This is a genomic window from Clostridium sp. CTA-7, assembly GCF_054768095.1.
The window spans coordinates 1-368 of sequence record NZ_BAAAAV010000035.1 but is presented as its reverse complement, the minus strand read 5'-3'; the positions used below and the strand labels follow the sequence as shown (position 1 = coordinate 368).

General features: G+C 53.5%; 3 tRNA genes. All 3 read left to right on the top strand.

Annotated features, from left to right (window positions below):
• Positions 1 to 73: 73 nt before the first annotated feature.
• The 3 genes from ACYUEX_RS18770 to ACYUEX_RS18760 all read left to right on the top strand — a co-directional run bounded on the left by ACYUEX_RS18770 (position 74) and on the right by ACYUEX_RS18760 (position 309).
• Positions 74 to 147 (top strand) — tRNA-Gly (locus ACYUEX_RS18770).
• 4 nt (positions 148 to 151) lie between these two features.
• Positions 152 to 228 (top strand) — tRNA-Arg (locus ACYUEX_RS18765).
• 5 nt (positions 229 to 233) lie between these two features.
• Positions 234 to 309, top strand: a tRNA-His gene (locus ACYUEX_RS18760).
• Positions 310 to 368 lie beyond the last annotated feature (59 nt).

Below are 368 nucleotides of genomic sequence, written 5' to 3'. Positions count from 1 at the left end.
GTGGCTCAATGGTAGAGCGTCACCTTGCCAAGGTGAATGTTGCGGGTTCGAGTCCCGTCTTTCGCTCCAATATGCGGGTGTAGCTCAATGGTAGAGCCCTTGCCTTCCAAGCAAGTTACGTGAGTTCGATTCTCATCACCCGCTCCAATACGCGTGTTTAGCTCAGCTGGATAGAGCAACGCCCTTCTAAGGCGTGGGCCAGGAGTTCGAATCTCTTAACACGCACCATTATGGTGAACGTAGTTCAGTTGGTAGAGCGCCAGTTTGTGGCACTGGTTGTCGTGGGTTCGAGTCCCATCGTTCACCCCATACGCTGGGATATCGCCAAGCGGTAAGGCACCGCACTTTGACTGCGGTATTCGTAGGTT